The sequence below is a fragment of the Amycolatopsis lurida genome (assembly GCF_900105055.1).
Classification (GTDB): Bacteria; Actinomycetota; Actinomycetes; order Mycobacteriales; family Pseudonocardiaceae; genus Amycolatopsis; species Amycolatopsis lurida.
The window spans coordinates 3,488,451-3,507,495 of the sequence record NZ_FNTA01000004.1 but is presented as its reverse complement, the minus strand read 5'-3'; the positions used below and the strand labels follow the sequence as shown (position 1 = coordinate 3,507,495).

The 19,045-nt window shown below is 68.9% G+C and carries 23 protein-coding genes; 15 read left to right on the top strand and 8 right to left on the bottom strand.

Annotated features, from left to right (window positions below):
* Positions 1 to 75 precede the first annotated feature (75 nt).
* A complete protein-coding gene (gene hemB / locus BLW75_RS21545) occupies positions 76 to 1,047 on the top strand; it encodes a porphobilinogen synthase (RefSeq protein WP_091599879.1) in 972 nt (323 codons plus the stop codon).
* Positions 1,048 to 1,103: 56 nt separating this feature from the next.
* Here hemB and BLW75_RS21540 read toward each other — a convergent pair whose 3' ends face one another.
* Positions 1,104 to 2,648, bottom strand: coding sequence for an outer membrane protein assembly factor BamB family protein (locus BLW75_RS21540; protein WP_034310613.1), 1,545 nt, complete (start codon positions 2,646 to 2,648; stop codon positions 1,104 to 1,106).
* 87 nt (positions 2,649 to 2,735) lie between these two features.
* On the opposite strand from BLW75_RS21540, the gene BLW75_RS21535 reads away from it, so the two are divergent.
* The 3 genes from BLW75_RS21535 to BLW75_RS21525 are packed head-to-tail and all read left to right on the top strand — an operon-like array spanning position 2,736 to position 4,097.
* On the top strand, positions 2,736 to 3,287 hold the full coding sequence (locus tag BLW75_RS21535) for a hypothetical protein (RefSeq protein ID WP_034310615.1): 552 nt from the start codon (positions 2,736 to 2,738) through the stop codon (positions 3,285 to 3,287).
* Positions 3,284 to 3,736: a hypothetical protein gene (locus BLW75_RS21530; protein WP_034310618.1), complete on the top strand. Its 453-nt coding sequence runs from the start codon at positions 3,284 to 3,286 to the stop codon at positions 3,734 to 3,736. The genes BLW75_RS21535 and BLW75_RS21530 overlap by 4 nt, the downstream gene beginning before the upstream one ends.
* Entirely contained in the window at positions 3,714 to 4,097 is a 384-nt protein-coding gene (locus tag BLW75_RS21525) for a hypothetical protein (protein WP_034310621.1), read from the top strand. Before BLW75_RS21530 ends, BLW75_RS21525 begins: the two co-directional genes overlap by 23 nt.
* Here the strand turns inward: BLW75_RS21525 and BLW75_RS21520 are convergent.
* Positions 4,090 to 4,581, bottom strand: a complete 492-nt coding sequence (locus BLW75_RS21520) for a TspO/MBR family protein (protein WP_034310624.1) — start codon at positions 4,579 to 4,581, stop codon at positions 4,090 to 4,092. The two genes, BLW75_RS21525 and BLW75_RS21520, sit on opposite strands and share 8 nt — an antisense overlap.
* A gap of 122 nt (positions 4,582 to 4,703) precedes the next feature.
* Here BLW75_RS21520 and hemL point away from each other — a divergent pair, with 122 nt between their 5' ends.
* The 8 genes from hemL to BLW75_RS21480 all read left to right on the top strand — a co-directional run bounded on the left by hemL (position 4,704) and on the right by BLW75_RS21480 (position 12,891).
* Positions 4,704 to 6,008, top strand: a complete 1,305-nt coding sequence (gene hemL / locus BLW75_RS21515) for a glutamate-1-semialdehyde 2,1-aminomutase (protein ID WP_034310625.1) — start codon at positions 4,704 to 4,706, stop codon at positions 6,006 to 6,008.
* Entirely contained in the window at positions 6,005 to 6,637 is a 633-nt protein-coding gene (locus tag BLW75_RS21510; protein WP_034310627.1) for a histidine phosphatase family protein, read from the top strand. The genes hemL and BLW75_RS21510 overlap by 4 nt, the downstream gene beginning before the upstream one ends.
* A complete protein-coding gene (locus BLW75_RS21505) occupies positions 6,634 to 7,215 on the top strand; it encodes a TlpA family protein disulfide reductase (protein WP_034310630.1) in 582 nt (193 codons plus the stop codon). Before BLW75_RS21510 ends, BLW75_RS21505 begins: the two co-directional genes overlap by 4 nt.
* 118 nt (positions 7,216 to 7,333) lie before the next feature.
* Positions 7,334 to 8,023, top strand: a complete 690-nt coding sequence (locus tag BLW75_RS21500; RefSeq protein ID WP_034310631.1) for a rhomboid family intramembrane serine protease — start codon at positions 7,334 to 7,336, stop codon at positions 8,021 to 8,023.
* A 133-nt stretch (positions 8,024 to 8,156) separates the two neighbouring features.
* Complete coding sequence (locus BLW75_RS21495; protein ID WP_034310635.1) at positions 8,157 to 8,930, top strand: cytochrome c biogenesis CcdA family protein; 774 nt, start codon at positions 8,157 to 8,159, stop codon at positions 8,928 to 8,930.
* Positions 8,927 to 10,504, top strand: a complete 1,578-nt coding sequence (gene resB, locus BLW75_RS21490; RefSeq protein ID WP_034310637.1) for a cytochrome c biogenesis protein ResB — start codon at positions 8,927 to 8,929, stop codon at positions 10,502 to 10,504. The genes BLW75_RS21495 and resB overlap by 4 nt, the downstream gene beginning before the upstream one ends.
* A gap of 5 nt (positions 10,505 to 10,509) precedes the next feature.
* On the top strand, positions 10,510 to 11,478 hold the full coding sequence (ccsB, locus tag BLW75_RS21485) for a c-type cytochrome biogenesis protein CcsB (protein ID WP_034310638.1): 969 nt from the start codon (positions 10,510 to 10,512) through the stop codon (positions 11,476 to 11,478).
* A 78-nt stretch (positions 11,479 to 11,556) separates the two neighbouring features.
* Entirely contained in the window at positions 11,557 to 12,891 is a 1,335-nt protein-coding gene (locus tag BLW75_RS21480; RefSeq protein ID WP_034310641.1) for a MinD/ParA family ATP-binding protein, read from the top strand.
* Between the two features lie 9 nt (positions 12,892 to 12,900).
* On the opposite strand, the gene BLW75_RS21475 is transcribed toward BLW75_RS21480, so the two are convergent.
* Both BLW75_RS21475 and BLW75_RS21470 read right to left on the bottom strand, forming a co-directional pair.
* A complete protein-coding gene (locus BLW75_RS21475; RefSeq protein WP_005151794.1) occupies positions 12,901 to 13,083 on the bottom strand; it encodes a hypothetical protein in 183 nt (60 codons plus the stop codon).
* Positions 13,084 to 13,231: 148 nt separating this feature from the next.
* Positions 13,232 to 13,444, bottom strand: coding sequence for a BldC family transcriptional regulator (locus tag BLW75_RS21470; protein WP_005151795.1), 213 nt, complete (start codon positions 13,442 to 13,444; stop codon positions 13,232 to 13,234).
* A 248-nt stretch (positions 13,445 to 13,692) separates the two neighbouring features.
* Between BLW75_RS21470 and BLW75_RS21465 the strand changes: the two genes are divergently transcribed.
* From BLW75_RS21465 to cds1, 3 genes are read left to right on the top strand one after another with little or no spacing between them, the layout of a single operon-like run.
* Positions 13,693 to 14,166: an Lrp/AsnC family transcriptional regulator gene (locus tag BLW75_RS21465; protein WP_034310644.1), complete on the top strand. Its 474-nt coding sequence runs from the start codon at positions 13,693 to 13,695 to the stop codon at positions 14,164 to 14,166.
* Between the two features lie 11 nt (positions 14,167 to 14,177).
* Positions 14,178 to 14,456: a DUF4229 domain-containing protein gene (locus tag BLW75_RS21460; RefSeq protein ID WP_034310645.1), complete on the top strand. Its 279-nt coding sequence runs from the start codon at positions 14,178 to 14,180 to the stop codon at positions 14,454 to 14,456.
* The gene (cds1, locus tag BLW75_RS21455) at positions 14,453 to 15,535 is read left to right on the top strand and encodes an L-cysteine desulfhydrase Cds1 (RefSeq protein WP_034310648.1); all 1,083 of its coding nucleotides are present in this window, start codon (positions 14,453 to 14,455) and stop codon (positions 15,533 to 15,535) included. The genes BLW75_RS21460 and cds1 overlap by 4 nt, the downstream gene beginning before the upstream one ends.
* A 201-nt stretch (positions 15,536 to 15,736) precedes the next feature.
* On the opposite strand, the gene BLW75_RS21450 is transcribed toward cds1, so the two are convergent.
* The 4 genes from BLW75_RS21450 to BLW75_RS21440 all read right to left on the bottom strand — a co-directional run bounded on the left by BLW75_RS21450 (position 15,737) and on the right by BLW75_RS21440 (position 19,012).
* The gene (locus BLW75_RS21450; RefSeq protein WP_034310650.1) at positions 15,737 to 16,606 is read right to left on the bottom strand and encodes a 1,4-dihydroxy-2-naphthoate polyprenyltransferase; all 870 of its coding nucleotides are present in this window, start codon (positions 16,604 to 16,606) and stop codon (positions 15,737 to 15,739) included.
* Between the two features lie 85 nt (positions 16,607 to 16,691).
* On the bottom strand, positions 16,692 to 16,850 hold the full coding sequence (locus BLW75_RS42880) for a hypothetical protein (RefSeq protein ID WP_167337758.1): 159 nt from the start codon (positions 16,848 to 16,850) through the stop codon (positions 16,692 to 16,694).
* A gap of 62 nt (positions 16,851 to 16,912) precedes the next feature.
* Complete coding sequence (menE, locus tag BLW75_RS21445) at positions 16,913 to 18,037, bottom strand: o-succinylbenzoate--CoA ligase (protein ID WP_034310652.1); 1,125 nt, start codon at positions 18,035 to 18,037, stop codon at positions 16,913 to 16,915.
* A 51-nt stretch (positions 18,038 to 18,088) separates the two neighbouring features.
* Positions 18,089 to 19,012: a 1,4-dihydroxy-2-naphthoyl-CoA synthase gene (locus BLW75_RS21440; RefSeq protein WP_034310655.1), complete on the bottom strand. Its 924-nt coding sequence runs from the start codon at positions 19,010 to 19,012 to the stop codon at positions 18,089 to 18,091.
* Between the last annotated feature and the right edge of the window lie 33 nt (positions 19,013 to 19,045).

Here is a 19,045-nt window from a genome sequence, read left to right as displayed (position 1 = left end):
GTGACTCTTTACCGTTCCTTAGGAAAGGTTCGGCCGTTCACCACCTCTCAAGTGAGCGGGAGTACCGTCGTGAGGGTGTTTCCCGAACATCGTCCCCGCAGGCTCCGTACCACTCCGGCGATGCGCAGGCTGGTCGGTGAGACGACGCTGCGCCCACGCCAGCTGATCCTCCCGATGTTCGTGGCCGAGGGCGCCGACGCGCCCCGCCCGATCTCCAGCATGCCCGGGGTCGTCCAGCACACCCGCGACACGCTGCGCAAAGCCGCCGTCGACGCGGTCAACGCCGGGGTCGGCGGCCTGATGCTGTTCGGCATCCCGAAAACACGGGACGCCGAGGGCTCCGGCGCGATCGACCCGGACGGCATCCTCAACGTCGCCCTGCGCGACCTGAGGTCCGAACTCGGCGACGCGACGGTCCTGATGGCGGACACGTGCCTCGACGAGTTCACCGACCACGGCCACTGTGGCGTCCTCGACGCCGACGGCGGTGTCGACAACGACGCGACCCTGCGCGTGTACGCGGAGATGGGTCTGGCGCAGGCGGAAGCGGGGGCGCATCTGCTCGGCCCCAGCGGAATGATGGACGGCCAGGTCGGCGTCATCCGCGCCGCGCTCGACCGCGCCGGACGCACCGACACCGGCATCCTCGCGTACTCGGCGAAGTTCGCCAGCGCGTTCTACGGCCCCTTCCGCGAGGCCGTCGATTCGCAGCTGAAGGGCGACCGGAAGACGTACCAGCAGGATTCGGGCAACGTCCGCGAGGCGCTGCGCGAGATCGAGCTGGACATCGCCGAGGGCGCCGACATGGTCATGGTCAAGCCGGCGCTGTCCTATCTGGACGTCATCAGGGCCGCCGCCGAGACGTCGACGGTTCCCGTCGCGGCGTACAACATCTCGGGGGAGTACGCGATGATCGAGGCCGCCGCGGCGAACGGCTGGCTCGACCGCGAACGCACGATCCTCGAGGTGCTGACGTCGATCCGCCGCGCGGGCGCGGACATGATCCTGACCTACTGGGCCGCCGAAGCCGCCGCCTGGCTGGACTAGGCCCGGAACGACGAAAGGACCCTCTCCGCCGAGACGAAGAGGGTCCTTTCGTCTTGCTACCCGGCCTGGACCAGGAAGACGTCCACGCTGAGCTTCGACCACCTGCCCGCCACGGCGTAGACGCGATCGTCGGCCCAGAGGTACCGGAAGAACCCCGGGATCGGCCCGGTCTCGTCCTGCTCGGAGTTCCTGATCTGTGCCTCCAGGAACGGTGTCACCTTCCCGTCGGCGACCGCGATCTTGACCGTCCGCTGTGGTCCGGTGTTGTGGACCGGGCCGACCTGGGCGAGGATCTGGCCGTCCACGATCTTGATCGGCGCCTGGATCGTGCCCTCCGGGACCGAGGCCGTCCACTTGCGCCGTCCCGTGCTCAGTTCCACCGCGACGAGCGCGTTCACCTGTCCGCCGATCGTCCTGGTCGGCGTGTAGAACGTGTCGCCTTCCACGATGATGGCGCTCGGATGGTGTTCGGTACCCGAGGTGCTGAGCCCGAAGCCCTGCGAGGTGGTGCCGTCGAGTTCCTCCTCGGAGTTGGGTTTGCCGCCGTCGATCTTCGACTTGAACTTCAAGTCGTCGCCGAAGACGAAGTACGTGCCCTCCTCGGTGTTCGAGCCGTACGCCAGCACGGGCTTCACGGACAGGAGGCCGATCCCGGAGATCGAGTAGCCGGAGTGGGGGACGCTGTCTTCCAGCTCGACGTTCCCGGTCGCCGGGTCGATCTGCATCACGGTGACCGAGAAATCACCGGTGAGGCAGGAGACGGCGACGACGGCCTTCCCGTCCCGCGGCAGCATGTCGTGCCCGGCGCAGGTGTCCTCGCCGTCGGCCTTGCGGGAGAACGTCTTCGTCCACTTGATCGCCCCGGTGGCCAGGTCGAGCGCCGCGTAGCCCTGGTCCGCGGTGACGAACACGACGTCACCCATGATCTGCGTGACCACGGCCTCCACCGAGACCACCCGGTCCGGCATCTTCTGCGGGATGGCCATCGGCACCTGCCAGCCGAGCTTCCCGTCCTTGAGATCGAGGACGGTGGCGTTGTCGCAGCTGCCGTCTTCGCTGCCCGCCTTCGCCTTGCCGAAGGCGAGGACGATCTTGCCCTCGACCGGCTCGACTCCGGTGCCGCAGAAGATCTTGCCGTCCGGCGCCTCGGCCAGCCAGCGCTGTTTGCCGTCCGCCCTGGTGAAGGCGGCGACGTACTTGTCGCGGACGACGACGAGGTCGTCTTCGTGCAGCCAAGTGGTGATGCCGTGCTTGTACTCCGGGACGTCCTTCGCGCCCGACAGTTCCCATTTGCTCTTCGGCGACCCGCCGGGAGATCCGGGGACGGCGGAGGGCTGGGCGGCCTGATCCTGCTTCGGATCCCCGCCTCCGCTCAGCGCGATCGGGATCACGATGGCCGCGGCGACGACCACCACGACCAGCGGGACCAGCCAGAAGAGGAATTTCTTGCCCTTGGGCGGTTCCTGCCGAGGGGGGCCGTACTGGTTCTGCGGATAGGGCTGTTGTTGCGGGTAGGGCCGCGCCTGCTGGAAGCCCTGCTGTGGTTGCCATGGTGGTCGTGGCGGCCATTGCGCGCCGCCGGGCGGAGTGGGTCCGGTCATTCGCATTCCCCAGTTTTCGAGTCGATTCGCGCACAAGCTACCCGGGTGGCAACGCTCTGGCCTGCGGAACCACGTAGGCTGCCTCGCGTGAGCGACAGCACAGCCGGCGAGACGGACGACGAGCGCCGCAAGCGGGGGATGTCACCGGATCCGATCCTGCCCGGCCAGAAGCCGCCGAAGATCACGGTGCCGAAACCGGTCGCCCTTTCGTTCTGGCTGTGGGTCCTCGCCGGTGTCGTCCTGGTGGCCGGGCAGATCGCCCTGCTGGTGCTGAAGGACGAACTGACCGAGGGCATCCTCAAGCAGATCAGGGAGAACCCGGTTCCCGGCCAGCCCGCCGATCCGGCGCAGGTCGCTTCCGGCGTGAACACCCTGCTGTGGATGCTGTTCGGCGGCGCGCTCACCTTCGCGGTCCTGTTCGCGCTGTTCGCGTACAAGGCCCGTGAGGGAACGCGGTCGGCCAGGACGGTCCTCACCGTGGGCGCGGTCTTCCTGGTCCTGGTGGAACTGCTGATCCTGCGCGGTTCGCTCAACGTGTTCCTGCTGGTGTCCACGCTGCTGGTGGCGATCGCGCTGGTGCTCATGTACCTGCCCAGCGTCTCCGACCATTTCCCGAAGGTCGGGCGCACGCTGCCATGACCGCCGAGCCGTCCCTCTACGACGAACCCGGCGTCGGCTGGACGGCTTTGCTGTGGGCGCCGCTGTTCGCCCTCGCCGGGCTGCTCGCGGAACTGGCGACGGGCGGCCCGGTCCACTGGCTCGCCTGGACCCTGGTCGCGGTGGGGCTGGTGGCGATCACGGTGCCCTGGGTGTACGCGCGTCGCCGGTACCTCTCGCTCGCGGTCACCGTGGACGGCTACCGGCAGGGCCGGGAAACGCTGGAGGCGGCCCGGATCGCCGAGGTGCTCGAAGACGAGGCCCCGGTCGGCTCACGGGTCCTCGGCGGAGGCTGGACGATTCCCAAGAAGTACGGCGAAGTCGGCTTGAAGCTCGACGACGGCGTTTTCGTCCGCGCCTGGGCCAAGGATCCGGACGCCCTTCGCGAGGCTCTCGGGGATTTGGTGCGTGCCCGCACCACAGAGTCATGAGAAACTGCTCACCGTGATCGACCTTCCCCAGCCGACCGGCGCCGATCTGTGGCCACCGGAGGACTCCCGGCGCGAAGCCCGGCTGCACAAACCCCTGCGCGCCGTGGTGGGGGCGGTCGAACTGATCCTCGCCGCGCTCGCCGTGTGGGGTTCCTTCGCGTGCTGGAAGGCCGGTGTCGTCCCGGTCGTGATCTCCTACGGCGAAACGACGCTCGAATCGCAGCGCTACTTCGGTGGCCCGCTCGCCGGCGCCATCGGGCTGGGCGTGCTGGCCGCGATCCTGGTGGTGGACGCGATCCGCCAGTTCCTGCTCGCCGTCCGAGCCAAGGGCCGCAAGCCCAAGGAACCGAAGCTCAGTTGAGCCACACGACCGCGGCGTTGACCGCGGTCGAGAACAGCAGCCACAGCAGATACGGCACGAGCAGCCACGCCGCGAGTTTCGACCGGCGGCCGAACTCCGCCATCGTGATGGGCACGACGAAGTCCAGCACGACGACGTCGGCCAGCGCGAGGACGTGCGCGCCGCCGGCGAAGAACAGCGGCGTCCACAGCAGGGTCAGCAGCAGGCAGACGCCGTAGAAGGCGAAGCCGCGCGTTTCACCGTCGGTACGCCAGTAGAACCAGCCCGCGAAGGCGACCAGGAGCAGCAGGACCGACCACATCGGGCCGTATAGCCAGCCCGGCGGCGCCCACGACGGACGGGCCAGCGCGTTGTGCGTTTCGGAGCGGGTGGCGACCGCCAGCCCGGCCACGATCCCCACGATCGCCGCCATGGCGATGAACCCGGCCAGGGCCTGCCAGCGCAGGCGACGGTGGTGGGTCGGTGGTGACGGCACCGTGGACACGTGGATTCCTCCGCGAGGGTTTCGACGCCGAGTGCTCCCACCCTAGTGGGCCTGGTCACGCCGGGCCCGGAACCGCGAGGACTCGGCGACGGGTGTCCTCCGTGATTTGCGAGACTGGGGACGTGACTACCGGAGTCGATCAGTCCAAGGCGTGGTTCGAACGAGCGAAGGCCGTGGTCCCGGGCGGGGTGAACTCCCCGGTGCGGGCCTTCAACTCCGTCGGCGGCACCCCGCGGTTCATGGTGCGCGGTGAGGGGCCGTACCTCTGGGACGCCGACGGCAACCGCTACGTCGATCTGGTCTCCTCGTGGGGCCCGATGATCCTCGGGCACGCGCATCCGGACGTCGTTTCGGCCGCACGCGAAGCCGCTGTCGACGGCCTGTCGTTCGGCACCCCGACGCGCGGCGAGGTCGAACTCGCCGAAGAGATCATCGGCCGCGTCGAGCCGGTGGAGCAGGTGCGCCTGGTCAACTCGGGCACCGAGGCGACGATGAGCGCGATCCGGCTGGCCAGGGGGTTCACCGGCCGGGCGAAGATCATCAAGTTCGCGGGCTGCTACCACGGTCACGTCGACGCGTTGCTCGCCGAAGCGGGTTCCGGCGTCGCGACCCTCGGCCTTCCGACGTCGCCCGGTGTCACCGGCGCGCAGGCGGCCGACACGATCGTCTTGCCCTACAACGATCTCGACGCGGTCCGGAAGTCCTTTGCGGACAACCCGGACGCGATCGCCGCGATCATCACCGAAGCCGCCGCCGGCAACATGGGCGCCGTCGCCCCGGCCGACGGGTTCAACGCCGGCCTCAAGGAGATCGCGCGCGAGCACGGAGCGCTGCTGATCATGGACGAGGTGATGACCGGGTTCCGTGTCTCGAAGGCGGGCTGGTTCGGCCTCGAAGGCGTCGCCGGTGACCTGTACACGTTCGGCAAGGTGATGTCGGGTGGGCTGCCCGCCGCGGCCTTCGGCGGCCGCGCCGACGTGATGGCGAAGCTGGCCCCGGGCGGGCCGGTGTACCAGGCGGGGACGCTGTCGGGGAACCCCGTCGCCGTCGCCGCCGGGCTCGCGACGCTGCGCGCGGCCGACGACGCCGTGTACGCGGCCCTCGACGCCAACGCGAAGCGGCTCGGCGACCTGTTCGACCGGTCGCTCACCGAGGCGGGGGTCACGCACACCGTGCAGTACGCGGGCAACCTGGTCAGCGTGTTCTTCAGCGAGAACCCGGTGACGAACTACCCGGGCGCGCAGGCCTCGGAGACCTGGCGGTTCCCGGCGTTCTTCCACGCGCTGCTGGACAACGGCGTTTACGCGCCGCCGAGCGCGTACGAGGCGTGGTTCGTCAACGCGGCCATGGGCGACGCCGAGTTCGAGATCATCGAGTCCGCGTTGCGCGTCGCCGCCCGCGCCGCCGCCGAGGCGGTCCAGGCGTGAGCGAGACGACGATCGTGCACCTGCTCCGCCACGGCGAGGTGCACAACCCGGACGGAATCCTGTACGGCCGCCTTCCCGGCTTCAAGCTCTCCGACCGCGGACAGCGCCAGGCGCTGACGGTCGCCGAAGCCGTCGCGACGCACGACATCACCTACGTCGTCGCTTCGCCGCTTCAGCGCGCGCAGGAGACCGCGGCGCCGATCGCCGCCGCGCACCGGCTCGACGTCGACACCGACGAACGGCTCATCGAGGCGGACAACCAGTTCGAAGGCGAGCGGGTCGCCGTCGGCGATGGCGCCCTTCGCCAGCCGAAGCACTGGCCGAAGCTGGTCAACCCGTTCCGGCCGTCGTGGGGCGAGCCGTACGTCGAGATCGCGCACCGCATGCTCGGCGCGATCCACCGTGCGCGGCGGGCGGCCGAGGGGCACGAGGCGCTGTGCGTCTCGCACCAGCTGCCGATCTGGACCGTGCGGCGGTTCCTGGAGGCGAAGCGGCTCTGGCACGACCCGCGCAACCGGCAGTGCTCGCTCGCGTCGCTGACCAGCCTGATCTTCGAGGGCGAAGAACTGGTGCGGATCGTCTACAGCGAGCCCGCCGGCACGACCGATCCGAAGGTGACCGGCGCATGAAGCGACTCGTGGCGGCCGTCGTCGGGCTGGCGCTCGTCGTCACCGGCTGCACCACCGGCAAGGACGCCGTCGTCACCGGCGGTTCGTTCAACTTCGTTTCGCCGGGCGGGAAGGTCGACATCACCTACGACGTCGCGGACCGCCAGCCGTCGCCGACGCTGTCCGGCGACGACCTGATGAACGAGGGCAAGCAGCTTTCGATCGCGGATTTCCCCGGCAAGGTCATCGTGCTGAACCTGTGGGGCCAGTGGTGCGGGCCGTGCCGCGTCGAGGCGCCGGAGATGCAGAAGGTCTACGACCGGACCAAGGCGTCCGGCGTCGAGGTGATCGGCATCGATCTGCGCGACAACGACCGGAAGCCGCCGCAGGACTTCATGCGGGACCGGAAGCTGACGTACCCGTCGATCTACGACCCGTCGGGGCGGACGCTGCTGCAGCTTTCGGGCTACCCGCGCAACATCATCCCGTCGACGATCGTGCTGGACAAACAGCACCGCGTCGCGGCGGTGTTCCTGCGGGAACTGCTGGCTTCGGACCTGCTGCCCGTCGTCGAACGCCTGGCCGCCGAACCCGCCTGACCTGCCTGGCACCCGCACTTCGTCGACGAAGTACGACGGGTTGTCGGGGTCGGCGGTTATCCTCCCCGCACTGACCGCTCGCGGTTCTCGTCGAGCGGCTTCGAACTGGGGATGAAAAATGAACAACGTCGGTGACGTCGACAGACCTGGTGCTCGTGACGCGGAGGCCATGATCGCCGAGGCCAAGAAGGCCTTCGGGATGATGGCCGGTGTACTCGTGGTCATCTGGCTCATCCACCTGTACAACGCACTCAGCGGCTTCGACCTCACACTCGAGTACGGGTCACGGGCGCGGGAGATCAGCTCGTTGCCCACTGTGTTCACCTCCCCGCTCTTGCACAGCGACTGGGCTCATATCGCGGGCAACTCAGGACCTTTGTTCATCTTCGGCTTCCTCGCCGCCTACCGTGGGGTGAAGAAGTTCCTCGGCGTGACGGTGCTGATCGCGGTGGTGAGCGGACTCGGAGGCTGGTTTCTGGAGCCGGGCGACTCGATCAGTGTCGGCGCGAGCGGGCTGGTGTTCGGTTACTTCGGCTATGTGATGGTCCGTGGGTTCTTCGACCGGCACAAGATCGACATCATGATCGGCCTGGTCATGGCGTTGTGCTTCGCCTATCAGTACATCCCTGGCCTGTTCCCGCAGGACGCGATGATCAGCTGGCAGGCACACCTTTTCGGGTTCATCGGCGGCTTGATCGGCGGATGGGTCTTCCGCGACCGGCGTCCCAAGCCGAAGCCGGTGGACCCCGCGATCCTGGCAATGCCCTTGCTGACCGACCCGTTCCGGCCGTCGCCCAAGCAGGACTGACCGCACTTCGTCGACGAAGTGCGACGGTCGGTGCGTCCGGAAACGGGACCAAGGTCCTGACCGGGTGCGACGTAGGTCCCGTTGGGCCAGCCCCGGCGTTTTCACCTGGAACACACTGCCTACGCTCCTTTGCGTGAACGGTGTTACCGAGCTGGCGCTCTCAGGGCCGCTGCTGCTCGCGGCGGGCGTGGCGCTGCTGGCCGGGACGATCTCCTTCGCGTCGCCGTGCGTCGTGCCGCTGGTGCCCGGGTACCTCGCGTACCTGGCGGCGCTGGTCGGTGCGGACGCCCCCGCGGTCAGCCCCGACGAGGGGCGCAAGAAGGGCCGCTACGCCGTCGTCGGCGCGGCGGCGCTGTTCGTGCTCGGGTTCACCGTCGTCTTCGTGGTGACGCTGGGAACGCTGGTGTGGATCGCCGACGTCGTCCAGCTCAACATGGATCTCCTCCAGCGCCTCGGTGGCGTGCTGACCATCGCGATGGCGCTGGTCTTCCTCGGCTGGATCCCGGGCCTGCAGCGCGAGTTCCGGTCGCACCACGTGCCGCGCGGCGGACTCTGGGGCGCGCCCGTGCTCGGCGCGGTCTTCGGGCTCGGCTGGACGCCGTGCATCGGCCCGACGCTGTCCGCGGTCATGTCGATGGCCAGCGCCACCGGCGGGGCGGCGGCGCGCGGGTACGTGCTGATCCTGGTCTACTGCCTCGGCCTCGGTCTGCCGTTCCTCATCATCGCGTTCGGCGCCCGCTGGGCCGTCCGCGCCACCGACTGGCTGCGCCGCCACGGCCGTCAGGTGCAGGTCTTCGGCGGTGTCCTGCTGCTGGTCGTCGGCGTCCTGCTGGTGACCGGACTGTGGGGCGACCTGACCGGCTGGATCCGGAACACCCTCGTGAACGACATCAGGCTGCCCTTGTGACCACTCAATATCGCCCGACGCCGCTCAAGCGCGTCTTCGCCTTCCTGCGCAACACCTGGCGCGGCTTGACGTCGATGCGCACCGCGCTGGTGCTGCTGTTCCTGCTCGCGCTCGCCGCGATGCCCGGCGCGCTGCTGCCGCAGCGGAACCTCAACGTCGCCAAGACCGACGAGTACATCGCCGCGCACGGCTGGTGGGGCGAACTGCTCGACCGCCTGCAGTTCTTCGAGGTCTACGGCAGCGTCTGGTTCTCGGCGATCTACATCCTGCTGATGGTGTCGCTCATCGGCTGTCTCGCGCCGCGCAGCTTCGAGTACGCGAAGGCGATGCGCGCGAAGCCGGTGCTCACGCCGCGCAAGCTGTCGCGGATGCCGCATCACGTGTCGACCACGACCGACCGGGCTCCCGAGACGGTCCTGAAGGACACGCACACGCTGCTCAAGGGCTGGCGCCGTGTCGAACGCGAAGAGGCCGACGGAAGCCGGAGCATCTCCGCCGAACGCGGGTACCTCCGCGAGACCGGCAACCTCGTCTTCCACTTCGGCATGCTCGGCCTGATCATCTTCTTCGCGCTGGGCAAGCTGTTCGGCTACGAAGGCCAGGTCATCGTCCAGGCCGACGGCAGCCCGTGGTGCAACTCCGGGATCCTCGGCTACGACACCTTCAACGCCGGGCTGCGCGTCGACGGCACCGACCTCAACGCGTTCTGCATCCGCCTCAAGGACTTCGAGGCGCGCTACACCGAGAACGGGCAGGCGAACTACTACCACTCCAACATGGAGTACCAGTCCGGTGAAGACCTGCAGACCGGCGCGTGGAAGCCGTACGGCCTCGAGGTCAACTCGCCGCTGCGCACCGCGGGAGACCGCGTCTACCTGCTGAATTTCGGCTACTCCCCGAAGTTCACGGTGACCTTCCCCGACGGCACCGTGCGGACCAACATCACTCCGTGGCGTCCCGCCGACGAGCCGACGAAGCTCTCCGAAGGCGCGACGAAGATCGACCAGCCGGGGATCACCGACCCGATCGAACGCCGCACCCGCCAGCTCGCGATCACCGGACTGCTCGCGCCGACCGCGTTCATGCACGGCAACGTGCTCACGTCGTCGCGGCCTGAGGCGAACAAGCCTGCCGTGGCCGTCGACATCTACCGCGGCGACCTCGGCCTCGACGCCGGCCGCGGGCAGTCGATCTTCCAGATCGACCAGTCGCTCGTCGCGGACGGCAGGCTCAAGAAGCTCACGCGGCAGAACCTGGACCAGGGTCAGGAGACCGTGCTGGACGACGGCACGAAGGTCCGCTTCGACGGCGTCCAGGAATGGGTCGCCATCCAGGTCTCGCACGATCCGGTGCAGGGCTGGGTGCTGGTCTGCGCGGTCGCGATGCTGATCGGGCTGGCGGGATCGCTGCTGGTCAAACGGCGCCGGGTGTGGGTGCGGGTGACCCCGGCGCGTGAAGGTGAGGCGGGTACCGTGATCGAGGTCGCCGGGCTGGCGCGCACCGATCAGGCGGGCTATGGCGAAGAGTTCCAGCGGATCAGCGACAAGCTGGTCCAGGGGCAGAGAGGCAACTAGAGGTCATGCCGATCAACGAGACGCTGTCCCAGTACAGCGACTACTCCTACACCACCGCGGCGGCGATCTACGTCCTCGCGCTGATGTTCGCCCTCATCGAGCAGGGTTTCGGTGCGAAGGGCCGTCTGGCGGCCGAGCGCAGCAAGCAGAAGGCGCGCGAACTGGTCGGCGCGGGTGGCCCACCGGCTTACGGGACGCCCGTCGAGCCCCCGCGCGAGGTCGGCCGCCCCGAGCGCATCGGCCGCATGGGCGCCGCGCTGCTGGTGCTGGCCGCGCTGCTGCACCTGGCCGCGATCGTGCTGCGCGGGCTCGCCGTGCACCGCGCGCCATGGGGGAACCTCTACGAATACGGCATGGCCACGACCTTCATCGCCGTCGTGACCTGGCTCGTCATCATGCGGAAGTTCCCGGTCCGCCATCTCACCGGCTTCCTGCTGCTGCCGGTCGTGATCCTGATGTTCGTCAACGGCACGATGCTGTACACGACGGCCGCGCCGGTGCAGCCCGCGCTCCAGTCGTACTGGCTGATCATCCACGTTTCCGCGGCGATCATCGGCTCCGGTGTCTTCCTGGTGCCGGGTGTCGCGAGCGTCCTTTACCTTTTCCGCGCCGCCCACGACGACAACCCGGCGAAGTTCGCCAAGTTCGGCCCGAAGCTGCCCGCGGCGGACGTGCTCGACCGCATCGCCTACCGCACCACCATCTTCGCCTTCCCGATCTTCACCTTCGGCGTGCTCTGCGGCGCGGTGTGGGCCGAGGCGGCGTGGGGCCGGTTCTGGGGCTGGGACCCCAAGGAGACCGTCGCCTTCGTGGCGTGGGTCGTCTACGCGGCGTATCTCCACTCCCGTGCCACCGCGGGCTGGCGCGGGAAGCGGGCCGCGATCATCAACATCGTCGGGTTCTCCGCGACGATCTTCAACATGTTCTTCGTGAACCTGGTGACGTCGGGTCTGCACTCCTACGCCGGGGGCTGACCGCCGCCTCTGCGCGCGCGACGACTACCGTCAATACTGAGGTATGGGGGTAGACGTGCGCGGAGGAGGAATTCAGCGGTGACCGGACCCAGCGAAGAATCGGCTCCTGGCCACCCCGAACCGACCGAGAGCGTCCAGCCCTCGGAGTTGTTCTCCGAGGACCGGACGGATTCGGCGCCGCATCCGACCGCGGGCGGTTTCGAGGCAGAGCCGACCCAGGTCGTGCAGCCGCAGTATCCGCCGCAGCAGGCCCAGTACCCGCAGCAGCAGCCCGCTCCCCAGCCGCAGCCGCCGCTGCCGCAGCCGTCGCAAGGGCAGTATCAGCAGCCCTACGACCAGAACCTGCCCCCGCTGCACCCTCAGCAGCCCCAGCAGGCGCCGCCGCAGCAGGCCGCCCAGTACCCGCCCCAGCAGCAGTACGCGCAGCCGCAGCAGGCGGTCCCGGGGCTGCCGCAGCCGCACGGCAGGCGCGCCCTGCCGGACGAACTCGCCACCGCGAGCCTGGTGAAGCCGCAGAAGCGCAAGCCGCAGTCGGGCTGGCGCAAGGCGCTTTACGTGGGCACCGGCAAGCTCGTCAATCCGGGTGAGAGCCCCAAGGACACGCGCAAGCGCGAACTGATCGCGCAGATCAACCAGCCGCTGCGCGGGTGCTACAAGATCGCGATGCTGAGCCTCAAGGGCGGCGTCGGCAAGACCACCACGACGACCACGCTGGGCTCGACGTTCGCGTCGCTGCGCGGTGACCGCGTCGTGGCCGTCGACGCGAACCCGGACCGCGGGACGCTGTCGCAGAAGATCCCGATCGAGACCACCGCGACCGTCCGGCACCTGCTGCGGGACGCGGACAAGATCACCAGGTACAGCGACGTCCGGTCCTACACCTCGCAGGGTGGGAGCCGGCTGGAGATCCTCGCCAGCGAGCAGGACCCGGCGGTTTCGGAAGCCTTCTCCGAGGACGACTACCGGCGCACGGTCAACCTGCTGGAGCACTTCTACAACATCGTGCTCACCGACTGCGGGACCGGTTTGATGCACTCGGCGATGAAGGGCGTCCTGGATGTCGCGGACGCGCTGGTGGTGGTGTCTTCAGGTTCCGTCGACGGGGCGCGCAGTGCGTCGGCCACACTCGACTGGCTGGAGGCGCACGGCTACGGCGACCTGGTCAAACGGTCCGTCGCGGTGATCAACTCGGTGCGGCCGAAGGGTGGCTCCGTCGATCTGGACAAGCTCTCCGCGCACTTCGGCGCGCGTGTCCGTTCGGTGTGCCGGATCCCGTTCGACCCGCATCTGGAAGAGGGCGCCGAGATCGAGCTGGACCGGCTCGACGCGGACACCCGGCTGGCGTTGCTGGAACTGGCCGCCACCGTCGCCGACGGGTTCGGTGGCCAGCCGTACCAGCCGATCCAGGCCTAGTCCCGCTCTTTACTCTTTGTCCTCGTCTTTACCTTTGCGCTGCTGCTCACCGAGCTTGCGCAGGAAGTCGGGGTCGTCGTCCGGGGCCAGCGTCGGTCGCGACGAGGGCACCCCGACGCGCTCGATCCCGAACGCGCGCCACAACACCACGGCGACGGTGAGCGCTCCGATGGCCGCGAGCAGATAGATCATGCTCGGTCCCTTCCGCGTGGAGGACGTTCCTCAGTCCCACGAGGCTAGCCCCTTTGCCGCGCGCGGGGGGACTCATGGATACCCCAATGTGACGAAGGGCGGTTACGAGCCCTTCGTCACTGGAGTCCTTTTTGCGGGAAACGCCTGCTCAGACCTTGCGAGCGGGCTCGCTGGCGTCGGTGGTGAGCTCGGCGAGGAGTTCGTTCACTTCGGCCTCGCGGAACCGGCGGTGCCCGCCGGGAGTGCGGATCGAGCCGATCCGGCCCGCGGTCGCCCAGCGGGTCACGGTCTTGGGGTCGACCCGGAACAGAGCCGCCACTTCGCCGGGGGTGAGCAACCTGCCGCCCATGGTCGCGGTCATTTTCCGCCTCCTTCACGGTTCCAGTGCTAAACCGGAGGCGGGCCTCGTGCCCGTCGTGCCGGGTAGCCAACACGGCAATCGTTGCATCTCACCCGTCAGGTACTCGAACGGTTGTCCAACAGTAAAGAGCCCTTAAAGGTCAAAACCGACAACCGCGACATGCGCCCGCCGGCCCCGTGGTCTTGTCACGGATGTACGAAAACGCGCCCTGATCACGCGAATCGGGCCGTGGCACCTAAGGTGTAGCGGTGGACCAGGTGGATCGGAAGATCATCGCGGCATTACGGGAGAACGGGCGGGCTACCTACGCCGACCTCGGCCGGTCTGTCGGGCTCTCGGCTTCGTCAGTGCACGAACGGGTCGGCAAACTCGAGGCCGCCGGCGTGATCACCGGCTACCACGCGATGGTCGACCCGAACACGGTCGGACTCGGGGTGACGGCACTGGTCGGCATCCACCCCACCGACACCGCGACCGAGGACGACGTCGCGGAGGCGCTCGGGGCACTGGACGAAGTCGAAAGCTGCTACGCCGTCGCGGGCGACGAAGCCTTCGTCGTCAAGGTGCGGGTGGCCACCGTCGACGATCTGGAGCGGACGCTCGGCAGGCTGCGGCGGATCCCCGGGGTCGGCCGCACGAACACCACCGTCGTGCTCTCCACCCGCTTCGAAGGGCGCCCCAACAACGCGGGCCTGGACGAAGGCCGCAACGGCAGCGCGTAGCCTGCCATGGTGTGAGCGATAATCACCTGCCCCGTGACCTGACGCTGTACGTGCTGGCCAGGTTCTTCCTGGTCGGGGTCATCGCAGGCGGCTTGCTGCTGGTCAACGTCCCGCTGCTGGTCGCGTTGCTGATCGGCCTGGTCGTGGGGCTGCCGCTGGGCCTGCTGCTGTTCCGCCCGCTGAACGCGCGCGTGACCGCCGGGCTCGCCCGCCGCAACGAAACGCGTGCTCGCGCCCGTGCCGAACTGCGCTCGCAGCTGCGCGGCGACCGGGTGGACGGCGCGGCGTGAGCCTCCTGCAGAGCCGCAGCTGGGTCCGCGAAGCCGTCCGCATCATCGAGGCCGACGCGAACCGCAGCGCCGACACGCACCTCCACGTCTTCCCGCTGCCCCCCGAATGGGGCGTGGACCTGTACCTGAAGGACGAGTCCGTCCACCCGACCGGCTCGCTCAAACACCGGCTCGCGCGTTCGCTGTTCCTGTACGGCCTGGTGAACGGCCAGATCGGGCCGGACACCGTGCTCGTCGAGGCCTCTAGCGGCTCGACGGCGGTGTCGGAGGCGTACTTCGCGCGGATGCTCGGGCTGCGGTTCATCACCGTGGTGCCGCGCAGCACCTCGCCGGAGAAGATCGCGCTCATCGAGTTCTACGGCGGCGAATGCCACTACGTCGACCGCGCGCCGGACATGTATCCGGAGGCCGAACGGCTCGCTTCGGAGTGCAACGGCCACTACCTCGACCAGTTCACCTACGCGGAGCGCGCGACGGACTGGCGCGGGAACAACAACATCGCCGAATCGGTGTACGCGCAGATGCAGTCCGAACGGCACCCCGTGCCGACGTGGATCGTCATCGGCGCCGGGACCGGCGGCACGAGCGCGACTTTCGGCCGCTACGTGCGTTACAAGCGGCACACCACGAAGATCGCCGTCGTCGACCCGGAGAACTCGTCGTTCTTCGGCGCCTGGCAGACCGGGGCGCTCGACTACAGCACCGGCATGCCTTCGCGGATCGAGGGAATCGGGCGGCCGCGCGTCGAGCCGTCGTTCGTGCCCGGCGTGATCGACGAGATGTTCCAGGTGCCGGACGCCGCCTCGCTGGCGGCCATCCGCGTGCTGCGCGAGCGGACGGGGCACTGGGCAGGCGGCTCGACCGGGACGAACCTCTTCGGCGCGTTCACGCTGATCTCGCGAATGGTCTCGGAAGGCCAGGCGGGCAGTATCGTCACGCTGCTGTGCGACGGCGGGGAGCGGTACGCCAACACGTACTACGACGACGCGTGGCTGGCGCAGAAGAACATCGACATCGCGCCCTACCTGGAGAAGTACCGGGAGTTCCTGGTGAGCGGAAAGCTCGCTCCGGAGGCCTGAGGTTCTCGGTTGCTTTCGCGACGTCGGCTGGGCGGCCTACCTCAGGCATGAACGGTCCGTGCATCCCCCGAACGCAGTCCGGCGCCGATCCGGGGCGGAAGCTGCGAGCGTGACCGGCCCTTTCGCGCCCCCTGTGTGGATTTCGGGTCATCCAACGTCCCGAAATCCACACGGTCCCGCATCAGAGGTCCGGTGACGGCCTCACAGCGCGAGCGCCACCGCGGTCAGCACCGCCCACCCCAGCATCGCGAACCCGGTGTCCCGCAGCGCCGGGATCAGCGCCCGCCCCTGCGCCTCGCCGCCGACGGCCTTGACCGACTTCAGCAGCAGCGGCGCGGTCAGCAGGCCCAGCAGGGCCCACGGCGTCACGAAGGCGAGCAGCACGCTCACGACGTACGGGACCGCGACCAGCACCAGGTAAAGCCGGCGCGTGCCCTGGTCACCGAGCCGGGTGGCGAGCGTGCGCTTGCCGGACTCGATGTCGGTCGGGATGTCGCGGAGGTTGTTGGCGGTCAGCACACCGGTCGAGAACGAGCCGACGGCGACCGCGCAGCCGAGCGCGGTCCAGCTGAGCTGTCCGGCTTGGACGTACACGGTGCCGAGCACCCCGGCCAGCCCGAAGAAGACGAAGACCGCGATCTCGCCGAAACCGTAGTAGCCGTAAGGCTTCTTGCCGCCGGTGTAGAACCAGGCGCCGAGGATGCAGACCGCGCCCATCGCCAGCAGCCACCACAGGCCGCTGATCGCGACGAGCACGAGCCCGAGCACTCCGGCGAGCCCGAGGGCCACGAGAGCGGCCGCCAGGACGGCCTTCGGTTTCGCGACTCCGGAGCCGACCAAACGCAGCGGGCCGACGCGGTTCTCGTCGGTGCCGCGGATGCCGTCGGAATAGTCGTTGGCGTAGTTGACGCCGACGATCAGCGCCAGCGAGACGAGCAGCGCGAGAATCGAGCGGGACCAGGAGAAGCCGTCGAGCGCGATCGCCGCGCCGACTCCGGCGACCACCGGCGCCACCGCGTTGGGCAGCGTCCGCGGGCGCGCCCCTTCGATCCATTCACCAGCAGTCGCCATGCCGCCATTCTGGCCCTGGCCACTACCGGCCGGTATGCGGGGCTCGTCACCTGCTCGAGGCATCCCGAGCAGGTGACGAGTCGCGCTACTTGAGATCGTCGATCGCGTCTTCCAGGGTCCAGGTGAGCGTGCCGCTGTTCGGAACGGCGGTCTCCGGTTCGTCCGCCAGCGCGGGCCCGGCCAAAGCGACCAGTCCCATCGTGACGGCGGTGCAGGCCAATACTGTGCGTGTCCAGCGCGTCATACGTAGACGTAAACCCGCGGGTAATGACCGTGTCAACAAAGTCCCGGTAATCGGTGGGGAATTCACGACCTTCGTAGGAGATTCCGGACGGCCGTCCTGTCGACCTTCCCGGGGCCCCGCAGCGGCAGCTCTTCGGCGAATTCGACCCGCTTCGGAGCGGCGGCCGCGCCGGCCTCTTCGCGGCACGCGGCACGCAGCGATTCGACGTCGCTACCAGCGCCGACGACGAGCGCGACGACCGCTTCGCCCCACTCGGGGTCAGGTACTCCGACCACGCAGGCGTCCCGGATTCCGGGCTGGGCGGTCAAGATCCGCTCGACCGCCGCGGCGGCCACCTTCACCCCACCGGTGTTGATCATGTCGTCGATCCGCCCGAGGATCTCCAACCGCCCGTCGGCCGACCACCGGCCGCGGTCGGAAGTGCGGAACCGGCCGTCCTCGAAGGCCTCCGCGGTCAGATCGGGTCGCAGCCGGTAGCCGTGCGCGAGGACGTCACCCGTGATACAGACCCGCTCGTCTTCCAGGTCGACGCGTACTCCGTCCAGCGGTACGCCGTCGTAGACGCAGCCGCTCGCGGTCTCGCTCATGCCGTACGCGGGCACGATCTTCACGCCCGCTTCGGCGGCGCGCTCGCGGAGATCCGCCGTCGTCGCCGCGGCGCCGAGAATGATCGCGTCGAACGCGCGGGCCGCCGCCAGGCCGGGGCCGCCCGCGTCGAGCAGCCGCCCGAGCTGGGTCGGCACGAGCGCGGTGTAGCGCGGCCCGTCCACGGACAACAGCGGCGCGGCGGCTTCGGCGAAGTCGTCCGGCCGGAAACCGGAGGCGTGCAGTACGGACGGCGTCGTCCCGGCCAGCAGCGAGCGCACCAGCACCTGGAGTCCGCCGATGTACTGCGCCGGGGTCGCGAGCAACCAGTGTCCCGGCCCGCCGAGCCTCTTGTGGGTGGCGCGGGCCGACGCGGTGAGCGCCGGCGCCGACAGCAGCACGCCCTTCGGCTCGCCGGTGGACCCGGAGGTGGCGATGATCACCGCCGTCCCCGGTTCGGCCGGGCGGGCCGGTTCCATCGCGTCCCGCAGGGCGTCCGACGCGTAGGGGAGGACGGGCGGGCCGCCATCGAGCGCCTCGGCCAGTGCCGAGGTCAGCCCGGTGATCGAGTCCGGACTCCCGTCCACCGCTACCGCGCGCATCACTCCACCCTACGTCCGCCCGCGGATCGCGTTCAGCCCGCTAAACGCAGGTCAGTAGTAGTACGGGAAGGCCGACCAATCGGGGGCACGCTTCTCCAGGAAGGAGTCGCGGCCTTCGACGGCTTCGTCCTGCATGTACGCCAACCGGGTGGTTTCGCCGGCGAAGAGCTGCTGGCCGACCAGACCGTCGTCGGTGAGGTTGAACGCGTACTTCAGCATCCGCTGCGCGGTCGGCGACTTGCCGTTGATCGCCCATGCCCAGTCCAGCGCCTCGGCCTCGAGCTTCGCGTGCGGGACGGCGGAGTTCACCGCGCCCATCGCCTGCATCTGCTCGGCGGTGTACTCGCGGCCGAGGAAGAAGATCTCCCGCGCGAACTTCTGCCCGACCTGCTTGGCCAGGTACGCCGAGCCGTAGCCGCCGTCGAAGGAGCCGACGTCGGCGTCGGTCTGTTTGAACCGCGCGTGCTCGGCCGAGGCGAGCGTGAGGTCGCACACCACGTGCAGCGAATGCCCGCCGCCCGCGGCCCACCCCGGGACGACCGCGATGACCACCTTCGGCATGAACCTGATCAGCCGCTGGACCTCGAGGATGTGCAGCCGTCCGGCCCTGGCCGGATCGATCGTGTCCGAGGTCTCCCCGTCCGCGTACTGATAGCCGGAGCGTCCGCGAATACGCTGGTCACCACCGGAGCAGAACGCCCAGCCGCCGTCCTTCGGCGACGGGCCGTTACCGGTGAGCAGGACGCAGCCGACGTCCGAGCTCATCCGCGCGTGGTCGAGCGCGCGGTACAGCTCGTCGACGGTGTGCGGGCGGAAGGCGTTGCGGACCTCGGGACGGTCGAACGCGACACGTACGACACGTTTGCCTGAGCGGCTCTCAGAGGAGCGGTGATAGGTGATGTCGGTGAAGTCGAAACCGTCGACTTCCGTCCACAAGGCGGGGTCGAACAGCTCGGAAACCTGGGCGTCATCCACGTTTGGGAGAATAGGACGTGTGGCCGTGAGTCG